General features: G+C 63.2%; 25 protein-coding genes. 12 read left to right on the top strand and 13 right to left on the bottom strand.

Annotation, left to right across the window (positions count from 1 at the left end):
- Both DES41_RS24120 and DES41_RS37970 read right to left on the bottom strand, forming a co-directional pair.
- Positions 1 to 726, bottom strand: coding sequence for a gluconate 2-dehydrogenase subunit 3 family protein (locus DES41_RS24120; RefSeq protein WP_114470214.1), 726 nt, complete (start codon positions 724 to 726; stop codon positions 1 to 3).
- A gap of 225 nt (positions 727 to 951) precedes the next feature.
- A complete protein-coding gene (locus tag DES41_RS37970; protein WP_147282952.1) occupies positions 952 to 1269 on the bottom strand; it encodes a hypothetical protein in 318 nt (105 codons plus the stop codon).
- 80 nt (positions 1270 to 1349) lie between these two features.
- Between DES41_RS37970 and gcvA the strand changes: the two genes are divergently transcribed.
- Positions 1350 to 2270 (top strand): transcriptional regulator GcvA, encoded by a 921-nt coding sequence (gene gcvA / locus DES41_RS24115; protein WP_114470213.1) that lies wholly within the window; start codon positions 1350 to 1352, stop codon positions 2268 to 2270.
- Positions 2271 to 2824: 554 nt separating this feature from the next.
- The gene (locus DES41_RS24110) at positions 2825 to 3787 is read left to right on the top strand and encodes a LysR family transcriptional regulator (protein WP_114470212.1); all 963 of its coding nucleotides are present in this window, start codon (positions 2825 to 2827) and stop codon (positions 3785 to 3787) included.
- Between the two features lie 98 nt (positions 3788 to 3885).
- Here the strand turns inward: DES41_RS24110 and DES41_RS24105 are convergent, their stop codons facing one another.
- Together DES41_RS24105 and DES41_RS24100 are read right to left on the bottom strand one after the other, a co-directional pair.
- A complete protein-coding gene (locus DES41_RS24105; protein ID WP_114470211.1) occupies positions 3886 to 4860 on the bottom strand; it encodes a Bug family tripartite tricarboxylate transporter substrate binding protein in 975 nt (324 codons plus the stop codon).
- Positions 4861 to 4882: 22 nt separating this feature from the next.
- The gene (locus DES41_RS24100; protein WP_114470210.1) at positions 4883 to 6088 is read right to left on the bottom strand and encodes a M20 aminoacylase family protein; all 1206 of its coding nucleotides are present in this window, start codon (positions 6086 to 6088) and stop codon (positions 4883 to 4885) included.
- A 586-nt stretch (positions 6089 to 6674) separates the two neighbouring features.
- On the opposite strand from DES41_RS24100, the gene DES41_RS38870 reads away from it, so the two are divergent.
- Entirely contained in the window at positions 6675 to 6920 is a 246-nt protein-coding gene (locus DES41_RS38870; RefSeq protein WP_211333067.1) for a hypothetical protein, read from the top strand.
- Between the two features lie 5 nt (positions 6921 to 6925).
- Positions 6926 to 7684, top strand: coding sequence for a sulfite exporter TauE/SafE family protein (locus DES41_RS24095; RefSeq protein WP_114470209.1), 759 nt, complete (start codon positions 6926 to 6928; stop codon positions 7682 to 7684).
- 93 nt (positions 7685 to 7777) lie between these two features.
- Here DES41_RS24095 and DES41_RS24090 read toward each other — a convergent pair whose 3' ends face one another.
- Positions 7778 to 8974, bottom strand: a complete 1197-nt coding sequence (locus DES41_RS24090; protein WP_114470208.1) for a YbfB/YjiJ family MFS transporter — start codon at positions 8972 to 8974, stop codon at positions 7778 to 7780.
- Positions 8975 to 9135: 161 nt separating this feature from the next.
- Here DES41_RS24090 and DES41_RS24085 point away from each other — a divergent pair, with 161 nt between their 5' ends.
- From DES41_RS24085 to DES41_RS24075, 3 genes are all read left to right on the top strand, one after another.
- Positions 9136 to 9624: a Rid family detoxifying hydrolase gene (locus tag DES41_RS24085; protein WP_342769683.1), complete on the top strand. Its 489-nt coding sequence runs from the start codon at positions 9136 to 9138 to the stop codon at positions 9622 to 9624.
- Positions 9625 to 9751: 127 nt separating this feature from the next.
- Entirely contained in the window at positions 9752 to 11023 is a 1272-nt protein-coding gene (locus DES41_RS24080; protein WP_114470206.1) for an SLC5/6 family protein, read from the top strand.
- Positions 11024 to 11070: 47 nt separating this feature from the next.
- Positions 11071 to 12297 carry a MalY/PatB family protein gene (locus tag DES41_RS24075; protein WP_211333066.1) on the top strand — a complete coding sequence of 409 codons (1227 nt, stop codon included), beginning with the start codon at positions 11071 to 11073 and terminating at the stop codon, positions 12295 to 12297.
- Here DES41_RS24075 and DES41_RS24070 read toward each other — a convergent pair.
- The 6 genes from DES41_RS24070 to DES41_RS24045 form a co-directional block, all read right to left on the bottom strand.
- Positions 12224 to 13267, bottom strand: a complete 1044-nt coding sequence (locus tag DES41_RS24070) for a LysR family transcriptional regulator (protein WP_114470205.1) — start codon at positions 13265 to 13267, stop codon at positions 12224 to 12226. The genes DES41_RS24075 and DES41_RS24070 overlap by 74 nt on opposite strands.
- 214 nt (positions 13268 to 13481) lie before the next feature.
- Positions 13482 to 14057, bottom strand: coding sequence for a thiol:disulfide interchange protein DsbG (gene dsbG / locus DES41_RS24065; protein WP_114470204.1), 576 nt, complete (start codon positions 14055 to 14057; stop codon positions 13482 to 13484).
- A gap of 109 nt (positions 14058 to 14166) precedes the next feature.
- Positions 14167 to 15180: a YeiH family protein gene (locus tag DES41_RS24060; RefSeq protein WP_114470203.1), complete on the bottom strand. Its 1014-nt coding sequence runs from the start codon at positions 15178 to 15180 to the stop codon at positions 14167 to 14169.
- Positions 15181 to 15466: 286 nt separating this feature from the next.
- Positions 15467 to 16135 (bottom strand): carboxymuconolactone decarboxylase family protein, encoded by a 669-nt coding sequence (locus DES41_RS24055; protein WP_114470202.1) that lies wholly within the window; start codon positions 16133 to 16135, stop codon positions 15467 to 15469.
- 117 nt (positions 16136 to 16252) lie between these two features.
- Positions 16253 to 17248, bottom strand: a complete 996-nt coding sequence (locus DES41_RS24050; RefSeq protein WP_114470201.1) for a Bug family tripartite tricarboxylate transporter substrate binding protein — start codon at positions 17246 to 17248, stop codon at positions 16253 to 16255.
- Between the two features lie 407 nt (positions 17249 to 17655).
- A complete protein-coding gene (locus DES41_RS24045; RefSeq protein ID WP_114470200.1) occupies positions 17656 to 18534 on the bottom strand; it encodes a LysR substrate-binding domain-containing protein in 879 nt (292 codons plus the stop codon).
- 118 nt (positions 18535 to 18652) lie between these two features.
- Between DES41_RS24045 and DES41_RS24040 the strand changes: the two genes are divergently transcribed.
- The gene (locus DES41_RS24040; protein ID WP_114470199.1) at positions 18653 to 19591 is read left to right on the top strand and encodes an AEC family transporter; all 939 of its coding nucleotides are present in this window, start codon (positions 18653 to 18655) and stop codon (positions 19589 to 19591) included.
- Between the two features lie 43 nt (positions 19592 to 19634).
- On the opposite strand, the gene DES41_RS24035 is transcribed toward DES41_RS24040, so the two are convergent.
- Positions 19635 to 20534 (bottom strand): LysR substrate-binding domain-containing protein, encoded by a 900-nt coding sequence (locus DES41_RS24035; RefSeq protein WP_114470198.1) that lies wholly within the window; start codon positions 20532 to 20534, stop codon positions 19635 to 19637.
- Between the two features lie 170 nt (positions 20535 to 20704).
- Here DES41_RS24035 and DES41_RS24030 point away from each other — a divergent pair, with 170 nt between their 5' ends.
- Entirely contained in the window at positions 20705 to 21562 is an 858-nt protein-coding gene (locus DES41_RS24030) for a class II aldolase/adducin family protein (protein WP_114470197.1), read from the top strand.
- Positions 21563 to 21664: 102 nt separating this feature from the next.
- Positions 21665 to 22987 (top strand): MFS transporter, encoded by a 1323-nt coding sequence (locus DES41_RS24025; RefSeq protein WP_114470196.1) that lies wholly within the window; start codon positions 21665 to 21667, stop codon positions 22985 to 22987.
- A gap of 9 nt (positions 22988 to 22996) precedes the next feature.
- On the opposite strand, the gene DES41_RS24020 is transcribed toward DES41_RS24025, so the two are convergent.
- Entirely contained in the window at positions 22997 to 23686 is a 690-nt protein-coding gene (locus DES41_RS24020; protein WP_114470195.1) for a GntR family transcriptional regulator, read from the bottom strand.
- A gap of 25 nt (positions 23687 to 23711) precedes the next feature.
- Here DES41_RS24020 and DES41_RS24015 point away from each other — a divergent pair, with 25 nt between their 5' ends.
- A complete protein-coding gene (locus tag DES41_RS24015; RefSeq protein WP_114470194.1) occupies positions 23712 to 24113 on the top strand; it encodes a hypothetical protein in 402 nt (133 codons plus the stop codon).
- Between the two features lie 21 nt (positions 24114 to 24134).
- Positions 24135 to 25151, top strand: a complete 1017-nt coding sequence (gene ilvC, locus DES41_RS24010; protein WP_114470193.1) for a ketol-acid reductoisomerase — start codon at positions 24135 to 24137, stop codon at positions 25149 to 25151.
- Positions 25152 to 25253 lie beyond the last annotated feature (102 nt).

Genomic DNA, 25253 nt, shown 5'->3' with positions numbered 1-25253 from the left:
TTAGGCGCTCTCTCCATTGATCGACACGGGGCCGTAGGGATACGGCTTGTTGGGCATCTCGACCCAGTCCATGAAGTCGGCTCGGGCGCCAGGAAAGCCGATCAGTTTCCAGCCGACCATTCCCTTGTTGCCGCCGTAGATGGGGTCTGAGAGAAAGCCCTCGCGCGTGTTGTTCAGGAGGTAGTTGAACAAGAGCTTGGCCGGCGTGTTGGGTAGCTCGATCTTTCCGGCTTCCAGTGCATGCAGGATCTCACTGCGTTGCTCGGCGTTGAGCTGCGCGAACACCTTCCCATCGCGATTGCTGCGGCACCAGGCGTCGCAGTCTGCGATGCCATGGCGGTAGATGTCGCGGGGCGACATGTTCAGCTGGTACCCGAGTTCCGGCTTCGAATCCGGATGGAAAGGGCCCTGCATGTACCAGAGCTTCCCATGGCCGTAGGGCATCTCCAGCTGACGGTCGATGAACTCGGGAACGCCGGCCTCGATGGCGCCCGGGCCGTGCTCGTCCGCGGGGATGAGCAGGGCAACGGCGGCGTTGACGAACGCCCATTCCGCGTCGTTGAAGTAGGTCGGGCTGTACTTGGCGGTGGTCCGGGCAGGCGCTTGGCCGGGCTGGTCTGAACAGCCGGTCTGCGCAACGCCAGCGCCAACTGCCACGGTCGAGGCCGGAACGATGGCGAGGACACGGCGTAGGAATCCGCGCCGCTCTTCTTGCGGCTTGATCATCGGTGGTTCGTTTTTCATAGGTTTTGCTTCGAAGTCGTGGTGCCCGACCAGCAACGAGCAGCACCATGCGCGGTCGTGCGTCGCGCCGAGTTGGATCACGCACGTGCGGTCACTTTGCGCCCGTCCGCAGACGCTCACTGCTTCGACGACATGCTGTCGTCGCACAGGCGGCTCGTTCAGGTCAAAGAAGCGCTTGGGGCTGGGGAGCTGATGGGTTTCGACGCTTCATGTCCCCGACGTGCTTTCATCGACCAGCAAAGACTGGCGACGGGGCTGGCACGTGTCCGGACGAAACGGCTCGCGGATTCTCAGGATTCGATCACTGGCGATCAACTGAGATTTAGTTTCAATGTGAGATAGGAAACCTTTGCCGAGCAGCACGCAGTGCGGCAGGATCGCCAGGCGCAACGAGCTCGGCTGCCGCATTGGTCGCCTAGGATCTGGGGGGTCGTAGGCAGGCACGAAATAAGCAAGTTCCACACAGACGCATCGCGTGACGGCTGCGACAATCGCCATGTGGATCCAGGCCGTGGCCTGGGCCAAGGAACGAACGCGAGTTGGTACCGAAGCAGTTGCAAGGAGCGCTGACTTGGCCGTACCGCACGCAAAGCAAATCTATAGCAGTGCCATCGCCCACATATCTGAACGCTCTCCGAGCGTTCGAGGCCGCTGCACGCCACCAGAGTTTTACCGGCGCTGCAATCGAGCTCAACGTTACCCCCGCCGCCGTCGGACAGATGGTTCGAGGCCTTGAAGAATGGCTTGGCGTGCCGCTTTTCAGCAGAGCGTCCGGTGGTCGGGCGCGCCTGACGGTCACCGATGGCGCACAGGGAGCGCTGCAGGACATCCGCGCGGGGTTTGATCGTCTCTGGGTTGGGCTGGACCAGTTGAAGGAGCAGTCTTCGCGCGGCGCCCTGACTGTCGCCGTCAGTTCCGCGTTCGCCGGAAAGTGGCTGCTTCCCCGCATCGACGGCTTCCGGTCGCAGTGGCCCAATCTGGACCTGCGGCTCGACACAAGCGCGTGGCTGGCGGACCCTTCGGGTCAGGGCATCGACATCGCTGTGCGTTACGGAGCAGGTGACTGGCGAGGTCTGGCGGCAGACCGCCTGATGGCGGAGGAGGTTTACCCGGTGTGCTCGCCGAGCTTCATCCGGAATGCCTCGATTCGCACGCCGGCGGATCTCCGGCTGCAGACACTCATCCACGACGTTTCGCACGACACGAGCACAGAGTTCGTGACATGGGAGAGCTGGCTCGCGGGAGCAGGTGTGCAGCGGCGACCGGTTGCGAAGGACCTGAAGATCACCAATGCCGCGGCTGTTCTCCAGGCTGCCTCAGCGGGACAAGGGGTCGCTCTGGCGCGCAGTGTGATGGCAGAGGAAGACATCGCTTCGGGAAGTCTGGTCCGGCTTTTCCCGGACAGAAAAGTTGTTTCGCCGCTGGCCTACTACGCGGTCTACAAGCCGGAGGCTGCCGCAAAGCTGCAACTGCAGGCGTTTCGCGATTGGCTGATCGCTGAGGCGCAAGGCGCTTCCTTCGCCTGACAGCCGACTTGTCGCCCCGCGCGCGTGGCGCGGCAAGTCCAGGCATTGGTCTGCTTCCACGACGGGCCAGCAGTGCGCTGCCGTCTTGAACCGATTCCTACGCATCGACCTGGCTCGCAACAGCCGAGTCGTCGCGCATGTCGCAAGTCCACGCCGCGCCATCCGGGCGGTGCCGGCTTGGTGACGCAAGGTTCCGACGACACAGGTCGCCGCACATCGGGCAGCGGACGCCGATTCTTGTACCAGGCCTTCCAGCGGAGTTGCCGCCGTACCAGTAAGCGCTTCCTGCATGCGACCGCCGACTATGTCGTGGTGCATGAAGTGGGGTGGAGTCGAAGAAATGCACCCGAAAGGTGAGAATCCGTCCAGGATGGGGCGTGGGCGCGCTTGGCATTGAAAATATATTCAATTGAGCTTGATGATTAATTCAAGATACGCTGCGCCTGCTATTGGAGACTACCCACGATGGACACAGAAAATGCAATCGACTCGACGCTCAAGTGCGATGGCCTTGTTCTTGCGTGGATACAGGCCTGTTGAACGCCTAGACCCCAATGCATTCTCTGAAGACCACCGCGACATTCTCTCAATTGAATGTCTTTGCAGCCGTGGCTGAGTCCGGAAGTTTGTCCGCCGCGGCAAAAACGCTGAACCTATCCCCCTCTGCCGTGAGTAAAAGCCTGGCGCAGCTTGAAGAGAGGCTTGGCGTACTTCTGATCAAGCGAACGACTCGAAGCATGGTTCTCACCGAAGTCGGTGAATCGATTCTCGTGCGGACCAACCATGCACTCAGCGAGGTAGAAGAGGTTGTCGACGCGGCTCGCCAGAAGAACGAAAGAATTGAGGGAGAACTGCGCATCACCTCGTCCATCGCATTTGGGAGCAGGCAACTGACTTGCGTCATTGGAAAGTACTTGGCCAGCCATCCCGGAGTTCAGGTTCATGTCGATCTCGATGACAGATTTGCAAACCTGTCTGACGAAAGCTTTGATATTGCGTTGCGGGTAACTGCGAGTACGGACTGGAATTATGCCGCTCGAAAAATCTCAACGGTGCGATGGGTTTACTGCGCTGCGCCGGAATACCTGAGACGTCACCCACCGATAGTGATTCCTCAGGATGTGGTGCGTCATCAGTGTCTCGTCGATCCAGCAATGACGGTTGGGAGATGCTGGGAGTTCGAGAATGCCGGTCTAGTCCAACAGGTCGCCATATTGCCGCGGATGACCTCCAACTCGAGCGTGGTGCTGAGATCGGCCACACTGGCTGGCAACGGGCTCGCCTGCTTGCCAACCTATCTTGTGTCTTCCGACATCGCAAGCGGAGCATTGAAAAGGGTGCTGCCGAACTTCGAACCGCCTTCAAAGCATTCGCTTTACGCGATGTACTACCGATCCCGTCATCGAAATCCCGTCATCAGAAGCTTCATTGACTTCCTGGTACGCGAGATTGGTGATCCTGCACCCTGGGATGAGTCGCTTATCGCAGCTGAGGCCGGTCAGCCGTTGGCTGCATGAGCGCTCGACAAACGAAGTTCCTGGCGCGCTCTTGAATGGCAGCTGTGCGGGCGACGATGTCGCCCGCACCCATCCTTTCAAAGGATGCCGTGGCCTGATTACGGCTTCACCAGCTTGCTGCTTTTGATTGTCTCGCCAATCCGGCGATTCTCATCCTTCAGACTGGCCACAAAAGTCGCGTGGTCTTGACCGCCGGGCAATGCCTGGAACTGCTGCAGCAAGCCGACGAAGGTCTTGTCCTTGACGGCGGCTTGCGCGGCCCGGGTCAATTCGGCAACAGCGTCGGCTGACATTTTTGCCGGCGCAAAGATGCCGTAGGTCGAGAAGAACTGGACACCCTTGAAGCCCATTTCCTCGAACGTCGGAACATTCGGCAGTGCTTGCAGACGTGCCGGCGAGGTGACCCCGATCGGCTTGATCGTGCCATTCGCGATCTGCTGCAACACCGCATCCGTGTTCAGAACCAGCAGATCGATGTTTCCACCAATCGCATCGGTGACAGCTTGATTGCTGCCCTGGTACGGCACTTGATTCAGCCGGATGCCAGCCGCCTGTTCGATCTGCGCGACGCCGATGTGGCCGACGGATCCGACGCCGGGAAATCCAATCGAGATGGCTCCGGGCTGCCGCTTTGCATGGGCCACCAATCCGGCGAAGTCATCGAACGGCGCATCACGCTTGGCAACCAGAACGCCGGGCGAGATCGCAACGCTCGCCACCGGCCGAAGATCTTCCAGCGGCTTGAACGGCAGGTTGACGAAGTAGGGGGTGATCGTAAGCGGACTGGAGGGCGTGAACAGGATGGTTCCGCCGTCCGGCTTGGCTCTGGCAACGAATCCCGAGCCGATCGTCCCGGTCGCGCCGCTCCGGTTCTGCACCACGATGGTCGTGTTCAGCTGCGTCCGCAGTGCATCGGCGAAGGCGCGCGCGATCGTGTCTGTGCTGCCTCCTGCGGGATACGGCACGACCATTTCGATGCGGTCGGTCTTCCATTGGTGCTGGGCAATCGCGCCAGTGTGAAAGGCGGGAAAGACCTGGGCCGCCAGAATGGCAACTAGGATGCGTCGTTTCATGGTATTTGAGCTGCTTTGATATTTATGCAGTTTCCTGCGGAGATTTCGGGAGGAGACTTTCAACAAGGCCGCACCAGTAGCGCACGCCAACGGGGATGGCCAAGTCGTTGAAGTCGTAGTTTGGGTTGTGCAGGGAGCAGGGCCCCAGCCCCGTGCCGTTCGCGTCTCCATTGCCGATGAAGACGAAACACCCGGGTTTCTTCTGCAGGTAATACGAGAAATCCTCCGAGCCCATCACTGGCTCGATGACCTCCACATTCGGTTCGCCGGCGATTGCACGAAGACTATGGACGGCCGCCTCGAATTCCAGTTGCGAATTGATCAGCGGTGGATACGACCGGGTGATTTCCACCTGCGCGGTGCACCGGTGCGCTTTCGCGATGCTTTCGGCGAGCTCTTGGATGCGCCCCTCGATGGTGTCGAAGACACCATCTTCGAACGCGCGGATGCTTCCGCCGAGGGATGCGGTGGCCGGGATGATGTTATGTGCAGCACCACCGGCCGCGACCTGGGTGATCGAGATGACGGCGCAATCGAGCGGACGCAGGTCGCGCGTGAGAACCGTTTGGATCGCCTGTGCCAGTGCAATCATGGGCGGAACGGGGTCCCTTGCAATATGCGGAAGGGCGGCGTGTCCTCCAGCGCCATTGATCGTGACCTTGAACTTTGCCGCGCCCGCCATCATTTTCCCGGGAACAACGCCGAACTTCCCTACCGGAAGGTCAGGCCAGTTGTGCATGCCGTAAATGGCATCCACGGGAAATTTCTCGAACAGGCCATCGTTGATCATCGCCTTCGCGCCCGCGTTTCCGTTCTCTTCCGCCGGCTGAAAGAGGAAATAAACGGTACCGTCGAAGGATTCGAGTTGTGCCAATTCTCGCGCCGCGCCGAGCAATATGGCCGTGTGTCCATCGTGTCCACACGCGTGCATCGTCTGGGCATGCTGGGACCGGTGGTCGAAAGAGTTTTCCTCTTGGATTGGGAGCGCATCCATGTCGGCGCGCAGCATGATCGCGCGCTTGGAGTTCCCTTTGCGCAGAATGCCCACGACGCCAGTTTTTCCCAGTCCGGCGTGTACTTTGATGTTCCAGGACCGAAGCGCCTTCTCCACGACCGCGGCCGTTCGAGATTCTTTGAATGCGAGCTCGGGATGTGCGTGAATATCGCGGCGTATCGCGACAATTTCGTCGTAATTGGTGTCCAGCGCTGGTAGTGGGTCGCGTGCCATAATGGGATGCAAGGAAGTTCGTGCATTCCATTATTGGCGTCATGCAGCGCTTGAGACGCTTCGATTGGAGAGAAATGGTGGATGCACTTGTGCCAATCGCTCACGAATAAATGGAGGCGAATCGGGGCGTAAGGCTCGAGCACGCGAACTGCCCTGAGGTCGATGGTCTGCGGGGCGGGCCCTCAAGGGCGTGCACTTCCAAGTTGGAGCGTTCGGCCCACGGGGAGTCTTGCGAAGGCGCGCGACAGGTGGCGGAGGGCCTACGCCTTGCGCGCGGGTCAACCGGTAGCTGGAGGATCTGGTGCGACCGCGACCCGTTCAGTTCGACCAAACCGGTCTTGCCGATCGGGCCCTTTCTGATGTCTGAGTTCGCTGCAATGCGACCTCGACGGGCAGAGCCTTTGCTCTCAGCGCACCGCTTCTGACTTACCGCATCTCTTCACCGCTCGCCACGGTTGCGCGGCGGCTGGTGTTGCGGATACCGGCGACGAACGTCTGTCTCGAATGGCTTGAGTGGATCGGCCTGCGAACCTGACCCAACGGAAAGTTTTTCTTTGGGCCAAGCAAAGAATATCCCGTTTGTCTTGTGGCGGTACTCGCCGAAGAATCGCAGTTGTCGCAACGGGGGCACTTCGTTGGTGAAGATCCCGAGGATGCAGACACCCCAACGACATTGAGGAAAGAGATGCTGCAGGACTGGATTGAAAGCCGCACGCAGTTGTTCGTGCGGATCGCCGGCCTGACGCAGCCGCCGACCGTCGAGCTGGGGCGGTCACCGCATTGGTGCGCGATGACCACCAGATCGAGCGAACCTCATTCCAGGGTTGTCTAGAGCGAATGGCAGCCCTTTTCGCGCAGGGTGGTCTGGCCGCGCACCTGACCTTCGTCTTCTTTGTGGCAGCCTCGGTGTACGTGCAGACCCTCACGGGGTTCGCGTTGTCGCTGCTGCTGCTGGGGTTCGTCGGTCTGACCAACTTGTTCCCTTTGCCTGACGCGGTGAACGCGGTGTCGTTCATCGTCGTGATGAACGCGGCGACATTCCTTCATCGCAGACGTCCTCTCAGATTCGAGCCCGCGATGAAGACGGCCGTGCTCTTCAACGTGGTGGGTTCATTCATCGGGATGGGCGTACTGGTGCTGCTGGCGGCGCACGCATTTCACCTCCTCCGGACCTTGCTCGGAGTCATCGTGATCGGCTGCGCGCTGTTGCTTTGGCGAATGGCCAAGCCGCACGAGACGACGTCGCCTCCGCGGGTCTTCGCATTCGTCGGGCTGCTGTCGGGCGTGCTCGGCGGGATGTTCTCTGCAGCCGGGCCGCCGCTGGTCTACGTGGTCTATCGGCAGCCTTGGCCTCTGGAGCGGATCCAGGAGTCCTTGATCTTCAGCTTTGGCATCGGCGCACTGTTGCGGCTCGTGGTGCTTGGGCTGAGCGGGCGAGTGGGCGCGCAGTCGTTGCTGTTGGCGGCGGAGGCAATTCCGGTGGTCCTGCTGGTGACCACCGTCACCGCGAACCGTAAGCTGCCAGTGTCTCGAGAAACCCTGAGACACATTGTTTGCGCGCTTCTCATCTGCACCGGGGTCGGAATGCTGGTCTGAGCATTGCCGCGGTCAACACCGGATGCACGTCTCGCAAGCAAGGGGAAAAGTGTGCCGCCGAGCCCGCAAGTTGCACTCGGCGAGCAGGCGCCGTCAGGCGTCCTGCTGTCGTGCAAGCAACTGCATCAGCATCAGTCCGATCGCCATCAGAAATGCGGACACGATCAAGGCGTCGTCATAGCTTCCGGTCATCTGGCCAAGGTATCCAGCGAGGGCTGGCGCAAGGATCTGAGCGACGCCGTAGCTGAGCGTCATCTTGGCCATGGCTTTCGCTGGCGCTGCCGGGAAGCGGCGGCCGACCATGCTCAGCGTAAGACTGACGATGCCTGCAAAGGTACCGCCGAAGAGAACGGCGCTTGCGAGGTTCATGGACAGATGGTGGGAGATGATGGGAAGAACCATCGCAATCGCCTGCAGTCCATATGCGAGGAGGAGGGCGCGCGCCGACCCGATCCGCTTGGCGATACGGTCCCAGAGAAATGTGGAGGGCACTGCTGCCATGCCCACACACACCCAGACCCAGCCGCCTTGTCCTTCAAGTTCGGGAAGCTTTTCCAGAATGGCCACGATGAAGGTCGCCCCGATCGCGAAGCCGAAACCCGCACAGAAGTAGGCGAGGACAGACAACCACATCCAACGCGCCGATGGCGGTGCAAGCTCCGGGCGCCGATGGGATGCAGCCTTCGTCGAGCGCGCCGGGGCAGGCATCCACGCCAAGGCTGGCACGCAGAAGAGCACGGCGATCGCGCCGAGGATCAGCCATTGCTGTCCCCAGTTCGCATGGGACGACGTGGCGGCGACAGCAAGACCCGACAGCGCGATGCCCAATCCAAGACCCGAGAAGTGGAGCCCTAGTTCCGCACGCCGTCCACTGCGCATCAGCCAGTTCAGCACAAGGCCCGACGCGAGCAGCATGCCTGCGATGCTCGACAACCCGGCGACGAAACGCAGCACGGCCCAGACGACGACACTGGTGGTCATGCCCATCGCCGCCGTGCTCAGCACGGCGACGACCAGGCCAAGGCGGTACAGGCGGTACTTCAATCGCATGTCACTGATCGCCGATGCCATGAGCACGCCGGCCATGTATCCCGCATAGTTGATCGACGCCAGCCAGCCCCCCGCCAGCTGTGAAAGGTTCGCCTGCTTGGCCATGATGGGCAACATCGGCGTGTAGGCGAAGCGGGCCAGTCCGACGGTGAGGATGAGTGCGCAGATTCCTGCAGTGATCACCCGCCAGGCGTCGGCGGAAGACTGGTCCAGGTTTGCGGTTGCGGTGGTGTTCGTCATATGGTTTTCCCTAATATGGCGATCATGGATGCAACCCGCCGCTCGCAGTCCTGCGCATCTGTGAAAAATCGGCACGCTTGGTGTGCCCAGATGTCCGGCGCCACGGACGTATCCCGTTCATACACTGCTGCTCAACCAAAGCCCTCCCTGCAGGTCGATGCGTGAACGAGCGCATCGCGCATGCGCTGCCTGCAGGCGGCTTCATCCAACAACAAGCAGCAGGAGTTCAATCCATGACCAGCGCATTGCCCGACGACGGCCGCTCGGAGATCCACCGCATTGCAACGCAGCAGGCTCCCGCCGCCATCGGCCCGTACTCGCAGGGGAGCACGTTCAAGGACCTCGTGTTTGCATCCGGTCAGCTTCCGCTCCGCGCGGATGGAAGTCTCGTCGAAGGAACTGTCGCAGAGCAGACCAAGCAGTCGATCGCGAACCTCGCCGCGGTGCTGCAGGCCGGCGGTGCAAGCCTGGCGACTGTCATCAAGACCACCGTCTTCGTGAAAGATCTGTCGACCTTCGCGGAGATGAACCAAGCCTATGCCGAGTGCTTCGGCGCCGTGGCGCCGGCGCGCTCCACGGTCGAGGTCGCGCGCCTTCCGCGCGACGTGCTCGTCGAGATCGAGGCGATCGCCCACCGCGTCGAAGCCTGAAGGCGTGACGTTCTGATCGGGCGGCCGCACTGGCCGTCCACCCCTGAAAGAAGTACTTCACACCGCTAGCGGTGTCGGAATGGTGCGCCCATTGCCGACGCCAACTCCACCTCACTGGGAGACAAGAATGACAAAGACGGCTGAGCCCATCGGCAAGGTTCCCTTCACCCGCTACGACCTGGGCTGGGTGATTCTGTGCATCGGCATGGCCATCGGGGCCGGCATCGTGTTCCTTCCGGTCCAGGTCGGCATCACCGGCGTGTGGGCCTTCGCGGCATCGGTGGCGCTTGCCTACCCGGCGCTGTACATGATGCAAAAGCTCTATCTGCAGACCTTGTCGGCAAGCGAGGAGTGCGACAGCTACGCAGGGATCATCACGCAGTACCTTGGCCGCAACTGGGGAATGTTCCTGGCGGTCGTCTACTTCTTCATGCTCGTCAAGGGCATGCTGACGTACTCGCTGGCTGTCACCTTCGACACGGCCAAGTACCTTCAGACCTTCGGGGTCACGACGCAACTGCTCTCTGACAATCCGCTGTTCTCGCTGGGGATTCTGTGCCTTCTGGTTCTGATTGCGGCGCAGGGCGAGCGCATGTTGTTCAAGGTCGCCGGTCCCCTTGTGCTGTTCAAGCTGGGCGTCGTCGTTCTGCTCGGCATCGTCATGATTCCGCACTGGGACCTGAAGAACAACCTGCCATCTCTGCCCGCGCTGAAGCAGTTCCTGATCGACACGGTCCTGACGGTACCCTTCACGCTGTTCTCGATCCTGTTCGTGCAGATCCTGAGCCCGATGAACATTGCGTTCCGCAAGGTCGAGTCCGACCCGAGGATCGCGACGTACCGGGCGCTTCGTGCCAATCGCATCGCCTACGGTGTCCTGGTCGTCTCGGTTCTGTTCTTCGCGACCTCCTTCGCGTTTGCCCTTTCGCATGAGCAGGCGTTGTCGGCGAAGGCGCAGAACATCTCCGCGCTAGCGCTGGCTGGAAGTGTCATGCCCGGAAGCGTCGTGCTCTACCTCACGACGGCGCTCAATGTGTTCGCCATCTTGACGGCCTTCCTTGGCATCTACCTTGGCTTCGAGGAATCGATCAAGGGTGTGGTGCTCAACCTCGTGTGCCGATTCATCCCCAGGGAACGGATCAGCGACCGGCTCATCTCGGTTGCGGTATGCGTGGCCATCGTGGTGGGCCTGTGGTTCTGGGTTCAGACGCGCTTCTCGATCCTGCTGCTGCAGCAGCTGGCCTCGCCGATCTACGGCATCGCGTCGTTCGTGATCCCTTGTATCCTGGTCTACAAGGTTCCAGCACTGCGCCAGTACAAGTCGCTGAAGGTCTGGTACGTGTTCTTGTTCGGCCTGATCGTCTGCCTGTCTCCGGTCCTGAAGGCGATGGGTTACTGAACCTACGTTGAGCCCTGGCGCCTGCGCGCCGCATGAGTGAGGAAATCATGAACAAAACCCCCGATGTCCTGTTCAGCGACTGCTCGGAGTTCGACTTCGACACGGTCGTCGATCGCAGCAACAGCAACTCGATGAAGTGGACGATCTCGGCGAACTCCATGTCCGCCGAGCAGGCCGCCGCCAATCCACTGCCCATGTGGGTTGCGGACATGGACTTCAAGTCGCCGGCCGAGGTAACCAGCGCTCTGCACGAAGCTGTCGCCCACGGGATCTACGGCTACAACGGCGATCCGTCGAAGGCGTATCTCGAGTCCGTCACCGGCTGGCAGCGCCGGCGGTTCGGTTGGGATGCACAAGCCGAATGGGTGGTGCCGATCGCCAGCGTTGTTGCCGCGCTCAAGACCATCATCCAGACCTGCTCGAAGGCTGGGGACTCCGTCCTCATCCAGCCGCCTGTCTACATCCACTTCCACCAGGACGTGCTCATCAATGGGCGCCACCTGGCGCTGGCACCTCTTCACTACGATGGCGAGAAGTACCGGTTCGACGCGAAGGCGTTCGAGGCGGCCATCCGTCCGAACACGAAGATCTTCATCCTCTCGAATCCGCACAACCCGACCGGCAACGTGTGGACGCCCGACGAGTTGAGGACCATGGGGGAGATCTGCCTGCGTCACGGCATCCTGGTCATCGCGGACGAGGTGCATTGCGACTTCGTCCTGGCGCATGGCGCGCGGCATACGCCCTTCGCCTCGTTGGGCCGCCAGTTCGCCGAGAACAGCATCACCTGCACGTCGGCAAGCAAGACGTTCAACCTTGCAGGGCTGCAGTGCGGGAACATGTTCATCCCCGACAAGCGCCTGCGTGCCGAAGTACTTCGGACGATCGAGCGAAACTACAACACCCGGGTCAACACCCTTGGCTTGGTCGCGACCGAGGCGGCGTTCACGCATGGTGACGCATGGGTCGACGCCCTCACGCGCTACATCGGAACGAACCAGCGGCACTTCGCGTCGCGGATCAACGCGCTGAACGCGGGTGTCTGCGCAATCGAGATGGACTCCCTGTACCTCGGCTGGATCGATTTCCGGGAGCTCGGCATGTCGCCGGCCGAGTTGGAGAACTTCCTGCTCGTGGAAGGTCGTGTTTGGCTGGACAAGGGACCGAAGTTCGGGGCCGATGGCCATGGATTCATGCGGATCAACCTTGGTTGCCCGAGGCAGGTCGTGGACCTGGCGATCCTTCGGCTGTCGCAGGCCTTGCTGAAGCGCTGAGGGCCTGCGTGCGTCCTGACCCCTCCCGTGGATTCCAAGGCACGCCGTCCTCGAACTTGTCCGCCAGGAAATCGACGAAGGCGCGCAGCGCGGGGTTGCTGTAGCGGGTCTTCGTGTAGAGCGCGTAGAGGGCGTGGCGTTGCTGGGGTGCGTAGGCCGGCAGGACCTCCACGAGGCTGCCGTCATTGAGGTAGCGGTGGGCCACATAGTCGGGGATGCATACCACGCCAGAGCCGTCCGTTGCCATCTCGGCAAGTGCCAGGCTCGAGTTGGAGACGGCTCGACAAGGCACCTTGACGTTCAGCTCCTCGCCGTCATGGAAGAACGACCACTGGCGCTTCTCGGTCATGGCCGGGTAGAGCAGGCAGCAGTGGACGGCCAGATCCTGCGGGACACGCACCGCTGGCCTTGAGGCCAAGTATCCGGGTGATGCAGCGTAGATCCATTGGATTGGAGCGAGCCGACGGCCGACATAGTCCCAGTCGTCGCGCGAGGTGATGCGCAAGGCCACGTCGTGGTCGGCGGCGGACAGGTCGGCAATCCGATCGTCCAGGTTTAGAGACAACTCGATGTCTGGGTACAGGGAGATGAATTCCCGCACCAGGCGCGAGATCTGCGTGCAGCCGAGCGCGATCGAGCAAGTCACGCGTAGCACGCCGGATGGCTTGCGGTACTGCAGCGTCGCGTGCAGCGCGGCGTCCGCCTCCTGCAGGATGGTCTTGGCACGCTCGTACAGGGTCGCACCGCCCTCCGTCAGCGACAGGTGGCGGGACGTTCGCTTGACGAGAGTCGTTCCGAGCTGGGATTCGAGCTGCGATAGCGACTTGCTGACGGCCGATGGTGTCAGCGCCAACGCGCGTGCGGCATTGGACAGACTGCCTTCATTGATGACTTTGACGAACAGCTCGAGCCGTGAGAGCGAGGTGGAGAGGCGCATGCCGGGCAAGGTGATGGAGGAGGTCTCGCGCACGGGCTGCTTGCCCGTGCGAGGCGTCTAGATCGAAGGGCGGCAGGTCCCGCTGCCATTGCAGCGGCACTGGCGTGGTCGCCCGTCGGGGCGCGGATGGTAGCGGGCCGAGCCCATGCGCTTGGCGACATGCCAGCGGCTGCCGAACGTCGTGGGCACATCGCAGATGCATGCGCCCCCAAGTATGCCGAGCCGCGTGATGAAGGAATACGCGGACTCAGCGTTCGCCCATGACGGCTTCCATTCGCTCGCTGCGGGGAAAGCCGGCGATCTTCTCGACGACACCCGCACGGTTCTTGAAGATGATCGCAGGCGTACCGCGAAAGTCCAGTTCGCGCATCAACTGCAGATTGCCGTCCAGCTTGCGCTTGGCGCTCTCGTTCACGGCGCCGGAAGGGAAGATGCCGCCGTTTCCGAACGCCTTCTCGTTCTGTTCGATTGCCGCGGCAGGGTCTTTTGAGTTCAGGATAGTCGCCGCCTTGCGAGGGCTGTCAGGCCGAATGATGCCGACCAGGAGATGACGGACCTGCACCTTGCCGGCGGCGACCCACGGTCGCGCCGCCTCCCAGAAGCGGTGGCACCAGATGCAGTTGGGATCGGTGATCACGTACACGATCTGGGGCGCCGACGCCTGGCCATCGCGAATCCACGAAGCGGCTTCGAGCTTCTTCCAGGTCGTGTCCTGCGCAGCGGTGGATTGAGCGTGCGCCGCGCCAAAGGGCGCGTTGGCGGCGAGCAGGGCGGCGCCTGACAGGGTCAGGACACGTCGGCGTGCGGCGAGTGCTTGGTGCATGGGGGCAAGGATTCCTTTCCGAGAGTGGCTGCACCGCCGTCACCATCGACCGGCATGGAGCCTGCGTTCGTGCGGAGGGGCTGGTGAAGCACTGGAGGTTGAGCTGTGGTCAAACGAAGAGGAGCGCGACCATGACGAAAGCAGCGATGAAGAGCGTCTCTCCGAGAAGCATCAATACCGGCCACCATCCCATCTTCAGCAACTCCTCGAAGGATGTCTTCACCCCGGCAGCGGCAATGGCAGTGACCAGCAGCCAGCGGGAGGCGTCGCTCGCCGCCGTCACGACCCCGGCCGGCCAGATGTTCAGGCTGGAGACGGCCACGAGTGCGATGAAGGCGATCAAGAAGAACGGGACAGCTGGGGGACGCCCGCCGCCCGTGCCCGCGCTGCTGTACCTGCGCAGCGCGACAGTGATGAGCAAGACGACCGGTACGAGCAGGAGCACCCGGAAAAGTTTCACCACGGTTGCCGCGTCGGCGGTCTCCGGTCCGAGCAGCATGCCTGCTGCCACGACTTGCGCGACGTCGTGGATGGTGCCGCCCAGGAACACACCGCGGTCGACCGCGGACAGCGGGAGGAAATGCAGCGCAAAGGGATAGAGAACCATGGCGATGGTCGAGAACACCGTGACACCGACCACCGTGAAGAGCGTGAGTCGCTCGTTCTCGCGTGTCGATGGCAGCGTGGCCGCGATTGCCATCGCGGCCGAGGCCCCGCATATCGCGACGGCTCCGCCCGACAGCAGTCCCTCTTCCATGCGGCGACGCCCAAGGCGCGCCAATGCCAGTCCGCACATGATGGTCAATGCAAGGCCGAGCGCGACGATCACGCCCGCGCGCAGCCCCAGGTGTGCGACCTGGTCCACAGTGATCCGTGCGCCGAGAAGGGCGACGCCCGTCCGCAGCAACGTCCTGGCGCAGAAGTCCACTCCCGCGGAGATCTGCGGGTTGCCGTGCAGGAAGTGGAACGCCAGGCCGATCAGCAGGGCGTACAGCAGTTGCGGGCCGCCGTAGTGCTGGGAGAGAAATGTCGCGGCGCACGCGACGGTGACGCACACCACCAGGCCGGGCCATTTCCGGGTGAGGGCTGCACGGGCAGCGGAAGCCTTGTGAACGAGGATCATCTTGGGGAACAGAATGCAAAGCGCGGGCGCCGGGGCGGGCGCAAGCGCCCACGTTCCAAGGCCGGACCCCCGGGCTTCTCGGCAGACTGGACCCCAGAGCGGTATCGGCGCCCGTGTGGGTGTCAACGACGAGCACTCGCCCGGGACCGGTGCGTGGAGTCGCTGTGCATCCTATGGATCAACACGATCACATCCAATTGAATTTGGGTTCAAGTGGATCTCGGGCGGCTGCTCGACCGACGCAGAGGCGGAGTCGATGTTGGCCGACCGCGTAGGTGCAGGCGTGTCAGTCGGCCACCGCCGCCCATTCGTGCAGCGTCGCTTCGTAGCGTGCGGCGATGGCGATGTGGACAGCGTCCGCGATTTGCTGGTCAGTGGCGCCCACTTCCTTGGCCTTGTTGCCGTGGACTTCCAGGCAGTACACGCATTGCGTCACGGTGCCGATGGCCACCGAGATCAGTTCGTGGTCCAGTGCCGAGATCACAGGACTCTTCTGGCGGGCCATCGAAAGCTTGGCCATCGCGTCGAAAGGGGCGGGGCTGGCCTTGCGCAACTTGGTCATGTACTCGCGGTCCAGCGCCATCTGCGCGCGACCGGTCCCCTCCGCCGAGGAGGCCTGCGCGGGCTCCATCAGTTTGAACACGAGGCGGCCATAGGCGATGGCCGCGCCGCTTCGGAGATGGCTTGCGGCGTTCACCGCGCCAGCGATATCCGCCGCAGAGGCGTGCTGCCTCGCGAGCTTCAGGCAGCGGCTCGCAAGGTCTTCATTCGGAATGGCCAATGCGACGGCCAGGCGCACCATCGCATGGAGGCGTGGCGTCATCGAGGCCTCCGCCGAACGTTGGACGACTTCGGCGTACTCGCGGAACGCCGAGAACAACTCGGGCGCGTTGTCCAGGAGGTCCAGTGTCAGCGCGGGCATGTCGAAGGAGGGGACGGAGGTCAAGGTGCTCATGGTTGCTGTGCAGAGGTGCGGGAGTGGGGAAGGGGAGGGGTACTGGGAGCCACGCGGCGCTTGTTGGAGCCGCGTTGGCGCACATTGGGCTGCGGCGCTGGCGTCGGCCAGCGTCGGCTACTCGAGCTTCAGGTTGGCGTCTCGGACGATCCTTTGGTTGATGGAGAAGCTCTCGCCCACGAACTTCTCGGTGTCTGCGGGAGGTAGAACGCGGGGAATGCCGCCAAAGCCCTGCGTTCCTGCAATCCATCGTGCGTCGCCTGCGACGCGCTGCAGCGCACCAACCCATCGGTTCACGGTCGCCGTGCTCATGTTGGGGGGGCCGTACAGCGCACTCCAGCCGAGCATGGCCTCGAGCTGCGGAAAGCCGGCCTCCCTGGCCGTAGGCAGGTTCGGGAACTTGTTCAGACGTTCAGGCGTCGTCGTGATCAGGGGACGGAGCTTGCCTCCGGTCAGGTTGCCCATCATCGAACTCAGATTCCCGCAGGAGAAGTCGACCTCGCGGGACATGACGGCCAGCACGGCTTCGCCACCTCCCTTGTAGGGAACGTTGATGGCCGCGCCAGGGGGCAGCCCCAGACTGCTCAGCACGAGTTGGGGTGTCAGGTTCGGAACGGTTGCGACGCCTGGGTGGCTGTAGCTGAGCTTTCCCGGCTTCGCCTGCAGGCCCGCGACGAGGTCTTGGAAGTTCTTGAACGGACTGTCAGGATGAACCGCGCAGATCACGGGATTGAGATCCAGCAGCCCCAGGAAGGTGAAGTCGTTCCAGGCATATCCGGTCGTCTGCGGCTGCAACGCCGGGAGCAGGATCTGCGGTCCCGTGCGGGCAAGCAGTAGCGTGTACCCATCGGGCTTGGCAGCCTTGACGTACTGGGATCCGATGATGCCGTTGCCGCCAGCCTTGTTGACCACGATCATCGGCTGGCCGAGGATGTCGGCCGCAGATGCGGCGAGGTTGCGCGCTGACTGGTCCGCGTCGCCGCCCGCACTGAAGGGCACCACCAGCTGAATCGGCTTTGCCGGATAGACCTCTGCGGCCGCCGCCACGCTGGCGAGCCCCGTCATCGTTGCCAGAGCGCCTGCTACGAGGCTACGCACCACGGACACGTTCATCGGTTGTCTCCTTCGATCCGGCGCAAGACCGCCTGGGACAAGGAACGGCGCAGCTCCGCTCCTGGACGCCGAATGGCATCGGATCCCTGCAGCACTGCAACTGGGAGGTGCGTGCTTGCGTCTCGTGCCTGCTTGTTGTCTGCGCGCAGCCATTTGATGGCGATGCGGCTTCATACTCAATTGAGCTGATCTTCAACACACCGTCGATGGACCAGGTGCGGCACGGGGACGCGCGCTGCCGATGGGCCCGGGCCGGCGTCTGCAGCCCCCGTTGCCCTTGTGAATTGGCGCTGTTGCTCGGTCATCCGTCTCCCGCACGGAGTGCAGGCCGGCGTGGCGTCAGCGCATGGGTCGCTCGCGCGGTCGGACCGATCCGGCAGTGCCCGATGGGACCGACCAGCTGCGGCTCATTCGACGGGGTTGGCGATGGACAGCAGGTTGTGCAGGCACGGGTTCGAGTTCGTGGCGCGCCAGATCAACTGCTGCGAGATGCTGACGGCGTCGGGAAGCGACTTGAACACGATCGCAGAAGTCTGCAGTTTGCGCATGGAGGCTGGCACCAGCGCCACGCCGACGCCTTCGGCCACCAACGTCAGGATGGTCTGCTGCAGGTGCACTTCCATGCCGATGCGAGGGACGAAGCCAGCCATCTCGCACTGCGCAAGCATGGCCTGCCGCAGGGACGGGGCGATGTCCATGGAGGCGGCGACAAAGACTTCGTCCCTGAGCGCGGCAGGGACGATCCGGCGCTGGCTGGAGAGGCGGTGCGCTCGCGGCAACGCCAGACACAGCTGCTCGCGCACCACCGTGCGCTGGTTGATTCCCTTGGGGACTGCTTGCGCCAGTACGACTGCTGCGTCAATGGTTCCATCGCTCACCTGCGCTGCGAGGTCGCTGGACAGCACCTCGCGCAGGGTCAGGTCGACCTCCGGGTACCGCGTGCTGAAGGTCTTCGCGTAGCTTGGGACGACGCTATAAGCCGCGCACATCGTGAAGCCGATGGTCAGTGCTCCGGACTCTCCGATGGCTGCGGCGCGGGCGTTGGCCTCGGCACGCGCCATCGAGGCAAGGATGTCGCGAGCGTCTGATTGAAGACGTGTGCCGGCTGGAGTGAGCACCACGTGGTGGGCGTTCCGATGGAACAGCGCGGTGCCCAGGTCCTCTTCCAGGGACGCGATCTGCCGACTCAGTGGCGGTTGAGAGATGTTCAGTCGCTCGGCAGCGCGGCCGAAGTGCAGCGCATCGGCGACCGCAAGGAAGTAGCGCAGGCGGCGTGAATCGAGCATGATGCAAAAAAGGTATTGTCAATCGACTGACAAGATATTGGACGGCATAAAGGGTAATCCCTAGGATGCGATCGAGATCCACATCCGACAAGGCCCGGCAAAGCGCCAGGCCAGCACCATGGCCATCACCCTGAACATTCTCCTGCCGCTCTTTTGCCTCATCGCCGTGGGCTACGTGGGCCGGCGCAGAGCCCTTTTCGATGCCGGTGCGGCCAGCGTTCTGAACCGATTCGTTGTGCACTTCGCACTGCCGGCGGCCTTGTTCGAAGTCGTTCTGCGCAGCAATTGGACGGCGCTGTGGCAACCCGGCTTCATCGCGACTTTCGGCATCGCCACGCTGGCCGTCTTCTTCGCCGTGCTGTTCGTTCGGACCAGGACTGGAAAACCAGTGGCCGACGCCACAGTGGACGCCGTGGCCGCGTCCTACTCGAACACGGCCTACGTCGGCCTGCCACTGTGCCTGCTGGCGTTCGGGGAGCAGGGTGTCATTGCTGCGACGCTGTCCACGCTGATCGTCGTGTGCCTGCTGTTCACCGTGGCCGTGGTTTTGGTCGAAGTTGGCCTGGCCGGACGCAGAGCCTCGGCCCATTCCATGCTCGCTGCGCTTGGCCGTTCCGTGAAGAACCCCATCATACTGGCGCCCTTGGTCGCCGCGTTGCTGTCGGTTCTCGGTGCCGAGATTCCGCAGGGCGTTGCGTCGTTCCTGCAGTTGATCGGTCAGGCTGCGACGCCCTGCGCCTTGGTCGGCTTGGGCGCCTTCCTGGCCGACCGTCCCGTCGCGCGAGGCGGCGCCAGGACCTTGCCTCTCGTGTTGACGGCGACCAAGCTCGTCGGGCTGCCGTTGCTGACCTGGTGGTTGGCACGTTCCGTGTTCCATCTGCCCCCGTCGCTGGTCAAGGCGGCCGTTCTGATGGCAGCGCTTCCGACCGGAACGGGGCCTTTAATGCTGGCCGAGTTCTACAGGCGAGAAGCAGGGCCCACCGCGACGACCACCCTCTTGACGACCGCCTGCTCGCTGGTCACCCTGAGTGCGCTGCTGCTCGTGCTGCCGGCCTGAGACGCAAGCCCTTCGCGTACTGCGGCTGCGTGCGCAGAGTGGCTCAGCGCTTCGGTGCCGATGGAAGTTGGGCGAGCAGCCATGTCCTGAACTTCTTGATCTTGTCCAGATGGCGCTCGTTCGTACGCTGTGACAGGAAGTGCGTCTCGCGCAGCACGCGCTTGAATTCCTTGCTGCCGAGCTCGACAAGCTCTCCACGCGCCAGCTCGCGCTCCGCAAGCCTGGTCGATTCGAGTGCGATCCCCAGGCCGTCGGCCGCTGCGGCGATGGACAACGCAGCACGGTCGAAGGACTGGCGGATGCGCGAGGGCAGCTGCATGCCGTTGAGCGCGAACCAGTCGCGCCAGCTCACCTGGCTGAGGGGTGAGTCGATGAGCGTCGTGCTGGTCAAGACGTCGCGCGCCGTCGCCGCTGCTGGGATCAGGGCAGGAGAGCAAAGAGGTGCGATCGTCTCCTTGCCGAGCGAGATGATCTCCACGCCGGGGCGTTGGAGCGCAAGCCCGTAGGAGATGGCGAGGTCGACCTCGCGCGCCCGCATCAGGTCCATGGGCTCTGCGCCGCTGGTCATCCGGATCGTCACCTCGGGATGCGATTTCGCGAACGACGCCAAGCGAGGGCCGAGCCACTTGACTGCGAACGTGGGCGCGCAATACACCGACAGCACCTGGCTCGAAGGCGCGAGGCTGACCTCGGCGCAGCTGGCCTCCAACGCATCCAGCACACGGGTCAGCTCGGTCGCCAGACGTCGGCCCTCGGGGGTCAGCTCGACGCGCCGGTGCAGCCGCTGGAACAGCTGCTTGCCGAAGACATCCTCCAACTCGCGCACCTGGTGGCTGATGGCAGAAGGTGTCAGGCTCAGCTCCGCGGCGGCGAGCGAGAAGCTCTCCAGGCGGGCTGCCGCCTCGAACGCTCGGAGCAGGACGAAGTTGGGGATCTTGCGCATCAAAGGCCTTTGGACGCGGAGATTGTGCCTTCATTGACATGAATGATGTTCATCTGAACATGAACATCCATCGTTTGTGCTTCAGGCGAGTCCGATTGAAGATGCGCACCCATCCAGGCAAGCGAGCGAACGCAGCGCCTGGACCCGATCCATCTCTTGAGGAGCACCACATGTCCGCCGTACTCGATCTCCCGGTCCGCCAGGATCCTGTTCTTCCCCGTCTTCCCGATGGGCGCGTTTCCATCTACCAACCGCAACAGAAGGGGCTGATCTATCCCGAGTTGCCCACGTTCAAGAACCTGGACGACCAACGCCTGCACCTCAAGAAGCGCCTCGTGGCGGCATGCCGCGCATTCGCGCTGGAGGGCTTCGACTACGGCTTCGCCGGGCACCTGACCATCCGTGATCCGGAGCATCCCGAGCTGTACTGGACCAATCCGATGTGCGTGCACTTCTCGCAGGTCAATCTGTCCAACCTCATCCTGGCCGACCACAAGGGCACGGTCGTGGAGGGCGACTACGCGCTCAATCGCGCAGGCTTCGTGCTGCACGCGGCCGTGCATGAAGCCCATCCCGACATCCTGTCGATGTGCCACGCGCACACGGTCTATGGAACGGCGTTCGCAGCGCTGGGCCGGCCCCTCGATCCGATCTCGCAGGACGCGGCCGCGTTCTTCGAGGACCACGTCGTGATCCGCGAGGAAGCCGGCCAGGTGGCGGTGGAAGAGAAGGCCGGCACGGCCGTGTGCGACTGGTTCAAGGGCGTGAAAGCCGCGATCCACCAGAACCACGGCCTGCTCACGGCCAGCCGCTACAGCATCGAGTCCGCCGCCTTCTGGTTCATGGCACTGGAGCGCTGCTGCCGCCAGCAGCTGATGGTGGAGGCCACCGGCCACAAGCCCGTGATGGTCGATGCGCAGCGCTCGCGCTACAGCCGCGAGCACGTGGGCTCGGAGTACATCGGCTGGCTGCACTTCCAGCCGATCTACGAACACCTGGCTGCGACGCAGCCCGACATGTTCGACTGACGCGCATCCGCGCTTCCTGACTCGCAACGGCCGACGGCAACGATGCCGTCGGAGGGGCGGCGCTCGGCCGCTCCATCCCCTCAAGCCCCCGGAGACAAAACAATGTATAGCGACGTCGCGACCCCACAGTCCACAACCACGGACATCGAAGCCGCCACCTATTCCAAGGTGGCCTGGCGACTGCTTCCCTTCCTGTTCCTGTGCTACGTGTGCGCCTACCTGGACCGCATCAACGTCAGCTTCGCCAAGCTGCAGATGTCGCAGGACCTCGGCTTCAGCGACGCGATCTACGGTCTCGGCGCCGGCATCTTCTTTGTCGGCTACCTGATGTTCGAGGTCCCCAGCAACCTGATCCTGCTGAAGGTGGGCGCACGTCGCTGGATTGCGCGCATCATGGTCACCTGGGGGGCCATCTCCGCCGGGATGATGTTCGTGTCGAGCCCGACGAGCTTCTACATCCTGCGTTTCCTGCTCGGGGTGGCCGAAGCCGGCTTCATCCCGGCCATCCTGCTGTACCTCACCTACTGGTTCCCTAACTCGCGCCGCAGCAAGGTCACCGCGCTGTTCCTGACCGGCATTCCGATGTCCGGCGTCATCGGCGGGCCGTTGTCGGGCTGGATGATGACCCACTTCAACGGCCACCTGGGGATGCACGGCTGGCAGTGGATGTTCCTGCTCCAGGGCCTGCCGACCGTGCTGGTGGGCGTGGTCGCCTTCTTCTTCCTCAATGACAAGGTTGCCGATGCCAAGTGGCTGACCGCGGCCGAGAAGTCGCTCATCCAGCACGACCTGGCTGCCGAGCAGCAGGGCCAGCACCTGCACTCCATCAAGGACGGCCTGACCAATCCCAAGGTGCTGTTGCTGGCGGGCATCTACTTCTTCTTCACCATGGGCCTGTACGGCGTCAGCTTCTGGCTGCCCAGCCTGGTCAAGGCCAGCGGCGTGACCGATCCGCTGGACGTGGGCTTGCTGTCCTCGATCCCCTACGCTGCAGCCGTGGTCGGCATGATCCTGATCAGCCGCAACTCGGATGCCACGGGCGAACGGCGCTGGCATCTGTCGCTGGCGGGCCTGCTGGGCGCCGCGGGCCTGTTCGCCAGCGTGCTCGTGGCGAAGGACACGACCTGGGCGTTGGTGGCGCTGACGATCGGTACCGTCGGCGTGATGGCGACGATCTCGCAGTTCTGGGTGCTGCCGGCGTCCATCCTCACCGGTGGCGCTGCAGCGGCCGGCATCGCCTTCGTCAACTCGGTGGGCAGCATCTCAGGCGTGGTCAGCCCCTATGTGATCGGCCTCGTGCAGACCGCTTCCGGGACAGCCGGTGCGGGTGTGTTCGGCCTCGCCGGGAGCCTGGTCATCGGCAGCATCCTGGTGTTCACCATTCCGGCTGCGCTCGTGAACGTGGCCAAGCGCAAGCGCGACTGAGGGATGCGTTCAGGCGCGTGGGGCGGCCACTGTCGCCAGGGGGTAGAGCTTGCGCAATTCGCCTACCAGGTTGGTGCTGGCCCGGCTGATGTGGAGGTCGCTCAGCTCGACGGCGCGCTCGGCGTCGCCCTGGGCGATCGCATCGGCAATGGACTGGTGCTCGTCCCAAAGCGTCGCCCGATGCCGGGCCACGCGATGCACGGCGCCCATGACACGTCGCAGGTGCATCCAGTGGCGCTCGGCGCTCTCCGCGATGAGCGGATTGCCCGAGGCCAAGTAGATGGCGTTGTGGAAGGCGAGGTCGGTGTCGATGATGGCCCGCAGATCGTCGCCTTCGGCCGCCCGGCGACCACGGTCCATGAGCGCGGGGTCGATGGTGCTGCGCGACTGCGCCGCGAGCCTGGCGGCCAGCGCATCCAGGGCTCCGCGCACCTGGTAGAGGTTCGCAACCCACGCAATGTCGAGTTGCGCCACTTGGACTCCTCGTCCGGGGGCGTCTTCGATGAATCCGTCCTTCTTGAGCAGACGCAACGCCTGGAGCACCGGAGATCGCGAGACATGCAGCTGTTCGGCGATCTCTTCCTGCGTCAGGCGTTCACCCGGGGCGAGAGAGCCATCCGTGATGGCGTCTACGAGGACCCGGTAGGTGGCGTCCACAAAGTCCGAGCGCGCCGGCAGCGTAGCGATGTTGAGCTTCATTCCTGCATTGTATTTTGGATACAGAGTGCAAACGCTTGACCATTCCCGCATCGATGTTGCTCTTCGCTGGATCGACGGCATCGTGCTGCTGCTGGTCCTGCACACGGCGGCCGCGACCATCCTGGGGGGAACCTTCGAGGCGGATCCATCGGCGCTCCGCTGGTATCTCATGGCTTGCCTCTACACAGGGGCGTCGTGGCTCGCGAGTCCGCATGTCGCAAGCCGCACGATCCGGCGCCTCGCCGGATTGAACCTTTTGCTGGGGGCGCACGCGTGCTTGCGCAGTGCCTACGCCGCCGGAACCGCCGTATCGGCGCCGTCAACCCTGGTGTGGTGGGCCTGGCTGGTGCTGAGCCTTTGCTTCGTCCTGAGCGCCGTGGCCCGCTGGCCATGGGCGCGCCTTCCGCACGATTCCTCCTCTTCCTGATTTCTCAACCACTGGAACACCATGAAAGTCTTCTACGACAAAGACACCGACCTCAGCCTGCTGCGGAACCGCAAGATCGCGATCATCGGCTTCGGCTCGCAGGGCCATGCCCACGCATTGAACCTGCAGGAGAGCGGCATCGACGTGCGCGTCGGGCTGCGCGAGGGGGGCGCCTCCTGGCACAAGGCCGAGAGTGTGGGCCTGCGCGTCCGTTCGGTCGACGCCGCCGTGCGCGAGGCCGACTTCGTGATGATGCTGATCCCGGACGAGGAGATCGCCGGCGTCTACGCCTACCAGGTGGAGCCGGCGCTGGCCAAGGGCGCAACCCTCGCCTTCGCGCATGGCTTCAACGTGCACTATGGCCAGGTTTCGCCACGCGAGGACCTGGACGTCGTCATGATCGCGCCCAAGGCACCGGGCCACACCGTGCGCTCCACCTACAAGGGCGGCGGCGGGGTTCCGAGTCTGATCGCCATCTGGCGCGACGCGTCCGGGCGCTCTCGCGAGACCGCGCTGGCCTACGCTGCAGCGATCGGCAGTGGCAAGGCTGGCGTGATCGAGACGGACTTCCGCGAGGAGACGGAGACCGACCTGTTCGGTGAGCAGGCAGTGCTGTGCGGCTGCGCGGTCGAGCTTGTCAAGGCCGGCTTCGAAACGCTGGTGGAGGCCGGCTACGCGCCCGAGATGGCCTACTTCGAGTGCCTGCACGAACTCAAGTTGATCGTCGACCTGATGTACGAGGGCGGGATCGCCACGATGAACTATGGCATCTCCAACAACGCCGAGTTCGGCGAGTACGTGACCGGTCCGCGCATCGTGACCGAACAGACCAAGCTGGAGATGAAGCGCGTCCTGCAAGACATCCAGACCGGCGAGTACGCCAAGGCCTTCATCCTTGAAAGCCGAGCCGGAGGGCCAACGCTGCGCTCGCGGCGCCGCCTGAATGCCGCGCATCCCATCGAGCAGGTGGGCGAGAAGCTGCGCGCCATGATGCCCTGGATCGCGCAGGGCCGCCTGGTCGACCGCGACAAGGCATGAGATGACGGAAATCAAGGGTTAACCCTCGCTGCAAACTTCTTAAATCAGCCTATTCTTTGGATACAGAGTACAGAACACCGTGCTCTGAATCTAAGCCCCCAC

Source organism: Pseudorhodoferax soli, from assembly GCF_003337555.1.
GTDB classification, from domain to species: Bacteria; Pseudomonadota; Gammaproteobacteria; order Burkholderiales; family Burkholderiaceae_C; genus Pseudorhodoferax; species Pseudorhodoferax soli.
The sequence above is the reverse complement of the archived record's forward strand: the minus strand, read 5'-3'. Positions and strand labels throughout refer to the sequence as shown.

Bases quoted from the DNA above. Each gene is read 5' to 3' on its own strand.
- DES41_RS24060 (WP_114470203.1), bottom strand. From the start codon at position 15,180: ATGATCCTCGTTCACAAGGCTTCCGCTGCCCGTGCAGCCCTCACCCGG.
- DES41_RS24105 (WP_114470211.1), bottom strand. From the start codon at position 4,860: ATGAAACGACGCATCCTAGTTGCCATTCTGGCGGCCCAGGTCTTTCCC.
- ilvC (WP_114470193.1), top strand. From the start codon at position 24,135: ATGAAAGTCTTCTACGACAAAGACACCGACCTCAGCCTGCTGCGGAAC.
- DES41_RS24045 (WP_114470200.1), bottom strand. From the start codon at position 18,534: ATGCTCGATTCACGCCGCCTGCGCTACTTCCTTGCGGTCGCCGATGCG.
- dsbG (WP_114470204.1), bottom strand. From the start codon at position 14,057: ATGCACCAAGCACTCGCCGCACGCCGACGTGTCCTGACCCTGTCAGGC.
- DES41_RS24095 (WP_114470209.1), top strand. From the start codon at position 6,926: ATGGCAGCCCTTTTCGCGCAGGGTGGTCTGGCCGCGCACCTGACCTTC.
- DES41_RS24025 (WP_114470196.1), top strand. From the start codon at position 21,665: ATGTATAGCGACGTCGCGACCCCACAGTCCACAACCACGGACATCGAA.
- DES41_RS24030 (WP_114470197.1), top strand. From the start codon at position 20,705: ATGTCCGCCGTACTCGATCTCCCGGTCCGCCAGGATCCTGTTCTTCCC.
- DES41_RS24055 (WP_114470202.1), bottom strand. From the start codon at position 16,135: ATGAGCACCTTGACCTCCGTCCCCTCCTTCGACATGCCCGCGCTGACA.
- DES41_RS24100 (WP_114470210.1), bottom strand. From the start codon at position 6,088: ATGGCACGCGACCCACTACCAGCGCTGGACACCAATTACGACGAAATT.
- DES41_RS24050 (WP_114470201.1), bottom strand. From the start codon at position 17,248: ATGAACGTGTCCGTGGTGCGTAGCCTCGTAGCAGGCGCTCTGGCAACG.
- DES41_RS24080 (WP_114470206.1), top strand. From the start codon at position 9,752: ATGACAAAGACGGCTGAGCCCATCGGCAAGGTTCCCTTCACCCGCTAC.
- DES41_RS24020 (WP_114470195.1), bottom strand. From the start codon at position 23,686: ATGAAGCTCAACATCGCTACGCTGCCGGCGCGCTCGGACTTTGTGGAC.
- DES41_RS24090 (WP_114470208.1), bottom strand. From the start codon at position 8,974: ATGACGAACACCACCGCAACCGCAAACCTGGACCAGTCTTCCGCCGAC.
- DES41_RS24110 (WP_114470212.1), top strand. From the start codon at position 2,825: ATGCATTCTCTGAAGACCACCGCGACATTCTCTCAATTGAATGTCTTT.
- DES41_RS24040 (WP_114470199.1), top strand. From the start codon at position 18,653: ATGGCCATCACCCTGAACATTCTCCTGCCGCTCTTTTGCCTCATCGCC.
- DES41_RS24035 (WP_114470198.1), bottom strand. From the start codon at position 20,534: ATGCGCAAGATCCCCAACTTCGTCCTGCTCCGAGCGTTCGAGGCGGCA.
- DES41_RS24075 (WP_211333066.1), top strand. From the start codon at position 11,071: ATGAACAAAACCCCCGATGTCCTGTTCAGCGACTGCTCGGAGTTCGAC.
- DES41_RS24120 (WP_114470214.1), bottom strand. From the start codon at position 726: ATGATCAAGCCGCAAGAAGAGCGGCGCGGATTCCTACGCCGTGTCCTC.